Below are 4,497 nucleotides of genomic sequence, written 5' to 3'. Positions count from 1 at the left end.
CCCCCGACCGGAATGCTCCGCAGGGCGAGCGCGAGGCAAAAGAACGCACCACCGTAGCCCGCGATTGCCAGTGCGCTCGGTCCTAGCCGAGTAAAGCCATCCGTTGCCTTGAGCGCGTTGGTGGCCACGACCTCGAGAATGATGGCGATGGCCAAATAGGCGTAGGGAGTCATGTCGTCGTCCTACTCGTCGACTCGCTGGTCGGAGAGCATGCCTGCCTAATGGGTCGAATCCGAATTCCTCGAACCCCCGGGGGTGGGCTCGGTGTTCGGTTTGGGTGTGTCTCCAGGCATCTCCGAGTGGTCGCCCAGCCCCACGCGCGGGGGTTCCTCCGGGCCGAGGACCGTGTCGGGGGCGGAGGGGTGGACCTCCTCGGCCGCGGCACGCTCGGCCTCGCGTTCGGATTCGCGCAGCAGCAGGTTCTCGATCCGCTGGCGAATCAGGCGCTCCTTCTCCTCGCGCTGCCAGAACTCCTGGGTGAGATCCCGGTGCAGGGCGAAGGCCATCAGCACCATCAGGAGCATGAAGGGGAAGGCGGCGATGATCGACACCGTGCGCAGCCCCTCGAGTCCGCCGGAGAGCAGCAGCACGATCGCCATCGACAGCTGCAGCAGGCCCCAGAGCACGCGCACGAAGCGCGTCGGGTTGAGCACGCCCTTGGAAGTGAACATGCCCAGCACGAAGGTGGCCGAATCCGCCGAGGTGATCACGAACACGCAGACCAGCGCGATCGCCGCCAGGCCCGCGTAGGTGCCCCAGGGCATCTGCTCGAGGGTGGTGTAGAGCCCGGCGGGCACCTCGCGGGCCACCGCGTCGGCAATCCCCGCCGCCTCGTAGAGCTCCAGATGGATCGCGCTGCCGCCGAAGGCGGCGAACCACAGCATGCTCAGGCCCACCGGCACGATCATCACGCCCAGCACGAACTCGCGGATGGTCCGCCCGCGCGAGATCCGTGCGATGAACGAGCCCACGAACGGCGCCCACGACAGCCCCCAGGCCCAGTAGAACATCGTCCACTGCTCGACCCAGTGCTCGCTGGAGTAGGGCGTGGTCACCAGGCTCATCTGCACGATATTGCCCAGGTACTCGCCCATCGTCTGGGTGAACTCCTGGAAGATGAACGCCGTCGGCCCGAACAGGATCACGTACAGGAACAGCCCGATCGCGATGATCATGTTGAGGTTCGACAGGTAGCGGATACCGGCCTTGAGCGGTGTCATCGCCGAGATGGTGAACAGCACGCCCAGGCCCGCGATGATCATCATCTGCGTCGAGGTGCCGTACTCGATGCCCTCGAAGCGCGCCACCCCGCTGTTGATCTGCAAGGCACCCAGGCCCAGCGTGGTGGCGACCCCGAAGATGGTCGAGACCACCGCGAGGGTGTCGATCGCCACGCCCCAGCCGCCGTCGACGCGGTTGCCCAGCATCGGCCGGAAGGTCTCGCTGATCAGGCCGCGCGCGTTGTGACGAAAGCGGATGTAGGCGATCGCCAGCCCCACCAGCGCGAAGTTCGCCCACTGGTGCAGCCCCCAGTGAAAGAAGGCGTAGCGCATGCCCGTCTGCGCCGCCTCGGCCGTGCGCGGCTCGTCGAGCCCCAGTGGCGGTTCGTTGAAGTGCATCATCGGCTCGGCCACGCCCCAGAACACCAGGCCGACGCCCATGCCGCCGGAGAAGATCATGGCCAGCCAGCTCTTGAAGCTGAATTCCGGCGGCTCCTCGTCCGGCCCCAGCCGGATGTTGCCGAACTTCGACAGGCCCAGGAACAGGATGAAGATCACGAACCCGCTGGTGGCCAGCAGGTACATCCAGCCCATCTTGTTGGCGGTGTAGTCCAGGACCTGGTTGGCGACCCGCTCGACGTCGTCGGGGAAGAGCGCGGCGACCGTGACGAAGCCGGCGATGATCAGCACCGAGAGATAGAAGACCGTGCCGACGTCGCCCAGCAGCCGGCCGTACAGGAGTTGGAACTTGTTCATCGAGTCTGTCCGTGACGGATCGTGGGTTCGCCGGGATCGGACCCTACCTTAGCGGATTCGGGCCGCCGGGGCAGGGCGGTGGCCCCGGAGCGGCGACGTGCCGTCCACGCCACCCACCACCGTAGGAGCGCCGTCAGGCGCGAAACCCACCGACGACCACCTGCCCGCAATCCACCCTTGCTTCTCATCCGAGCGGCGCCACCCGTACCCCGCTGTGGGAGCGAGCCCCGCTCGCGAAACGCGCCAACGGCGTGTGTCTCGCGCCGTAGGTTGGGCTTCAGCCCAACGTCGGCCGAATGGCCGACTTGCTGGGACGGGTCTACCCGATTGAGGTGTCGGGGTTGCGCGCTTTCTGGTGGAGGTGGAACGATTTCGGGCGTTTGTTTCGCTGGGCGGTTTCGATCGCACCGCGTTGCTAACGCCGAGGTACTTTCTATTGCTTGTCCAATAGAAAGTACCCAAAGACAAGGACACCCCGGCGCCTTGGCCCTTCGGGCTTCCCTCGTCAGCGCTGCCTTGCTGTCGGGTCGGTTCAACACGACGTCCTGTCGTGCTGAACCTCGGCGCCACGTCCCTGTGGCGCGACCCGGCAAGCCAGCGCTGACGAGGCAAGGCACAGGGGCCCGGGGATTGCCAGCCCTTGATTCCTGCTCAAAGACGTGCCCGACGTGCTTTCCTCAGAGCGAGACAGCCGCACAGCGGCTTTCGCGAGCAAGGCTCGCTCCCACACGCCCACCTGATCCCCTGTGAGGGATCGCCACGCGCGCCAGCGGCAACCGGGTGGTTTTCCGCCTGCATCCCGAAACCTGCATTTGACATACCTATATGGTATTGCTATCAATCAATAAGTCGTTGTTTGAACGGAGGGGTCACCATGGCGACAGTCACGAACGCCGCGCCGGCCGCCAGGGGCGGGGCGGAGGTTTACGAGTACGACCTGATCAAGTGGTTTACCGTCGCCTCGATCGTCTGGGGCGTGATCGGCATGCTGGTGGGGGTGTACATCGCCAGCGAACTGGCCTGGCCGGCACTTAACGCCGGCGTGCCCGAGATCACCTTCGGTCGCCTACGCCCGGTGCACACCAACCTGGTGATCTTCGGCTTCGGCGGCAACGCCCTGATCGCCACCTCGTTCTACGTAGTGCAACGCACCTGCCAGGCGCGCCTGTGGGGCAGTTCCTCCGTCCACCACACCCTGTTCTGGCTGTGGCAGCTGATCCTGGTCGTGGGCGTGGCCAGCCTGGTCGTCGGGCACAGCCAGTCGCGCGAATACGCGGAGTTCCCGCTGGCGATCGACGTGCTGATCCTGATCGCCTGGACCGCGTACTTCGCGATCTATTTCGGCACCATCCTGCGGCGCAGCCAGCCGCACATCTACGTCGCCAACTGGTTCTATCTCGCCTTCATCCTCGCCACGGCGATCCTGCACCTGTTCAACAACCTGCAGGTGCCGTACTCGCTGTGGGGGTCCTACTCGGTGTTCTCCGGCACGCAGGACGCGATGACGCAGTGGTGGTACGGGCACAACGTGGTGGGCTTCATCCTGACGGTCGGCTTTCTCGGCATGATGTACTACTTCGTGCCCAAGCAGGCCGGGCGGCCGGTCTACTCGTATCGACTGTCCATCGTGCACTTCTGGGCGCTGTCGTTCCTGTACATGTGGGTCGGTGCGCACCACCTGCACTGGACGGCGCTGCCCGACTGGGTCTCCACGCTCGCCGCCGCGTTCTCCATCCTCCTGCTGCTGCCGTCCTGGGGCGGGATGATCAACGGCATCATGACGCTCTCCGGGGCCTGGGAGAAGCTGCGTACCGACCCGATCATCCTGTTCCTGATCACCGCGCTGGCGTTCTACGGCATGTCCACCTTCGAGGGGCCGATGCTGTCGCTGAAATCGGTCAACGCGCTGTCTCACTACACCGACTGGACCATCGGCCACGTCCATTCCGGCGCGCTCGGCTGGGTGGCGATGATCACCATCGGCTCGTTCTACCACCTGGTACCGAGGCTCTGGGGCAAGCCGCTGCATTCCACGCGGCTCGTGTTCGTCCACTTCTGGCTCGCGACCATCGGGATCGTGCTCTACATCGTCGCGCTCTGGGTCGCCGGCGTGGGGCAGGGGCTGATGCTGCGGGCCTTCGACCAGTACGGCAACCTGGCCTATACCTTCGTCGAGACCGTCGCCTTCCTGCATATCCCGTACGTGGTGCGCGCGCTCGGTGGGGCGATCTTCCTCGTTGGGTTCGTGCTGATGGCGTACAACTTCTATCGGACGATCTTTGCCGACCAGCGCCTTACCGAGAAGGAGCGGGGTGTCGAGGTGGCGACGGCCTGATTCCGCGTCTCGGTTTTCGTTGACGCTGAGGAACGATGCCCACCGATTGGTGGGCATTCTTAATGGAATGGCCTGCTCCCACCCTATTACGCTGTTTGGAGGAACAACCGAACGGCGATGAAGGAGGAACAGACCTATGTCTATCAAAACGCTTGGTATCGATCTTGGCAAGACCTCGATGCACAT

The 4,497-nt window shown here is 64.7% G+C and carries 3 protein-coding genes; 1 reads left to right on the top strand and 2 read right to left on the bottom strand.

Annotated elements, in window-relative coordinates; translation table 11 throughout:
• Together FAZ79_RS04880 and FAZ79_RS04875 are read right to left on the bottom strand one after the other, a co-directional pair.
• Nucleotides 1-173, bottom strand: a 173-nt coding sequence (locus FAZ79_RS04880; protein WP_247709499.1) for an SMR family transporter, incomplete at its 3' end; no start/stop codon positions are given.
• Between the two features lie 45 nt (nt 174-218).
• Nucleotides 219-1,976 (bottom strand): BCCT family transporter, encoded by a 1,758-nt coding sequence (locus FAZ79_RS04875; RefSeq protein ID WP_136866860.1) that lies wholly within the window; start codon nt 1,974-1,976, stop codon nt 219-221.
• Nucleotides 1,977-2,850: 874 nt separating this feature from the next.
• Between FAZ79_RS04875 and ccoN the strand changes: the two genes are divergently transcribed.
• Nucleotides 2,851-4,311 (top strand): cytochrome-c oxidase, cbb3-type subunit I, encoded by a 1,461-nt coding sequence (ccoN, locus tag FAZ79_RS04870; protein WP_136866859.1) that lies wholly within the window; start codon nt 2,851-2,853, stop codon nt 4,309-4,311.
• Nucleotides 4,312-4,497 lie beyond the last annotated feature (186 nt).

Source organism: Guyparkeria sp. SB14A, assembly GCF_005096345.1.
GTDB classification, from domain to species: domain Bacteria; phylum Pseudomonadota; class Gammaproteobacteria; order Halothiobacillales; family Halothiobacillaceae; genus Guyparkeria; species Guyparkeria hydrothermalis.
Note: the sequence above shows the minus strand (reverse complement) of the source record. Positions and strands in the feature narration are given on the sequence as shown.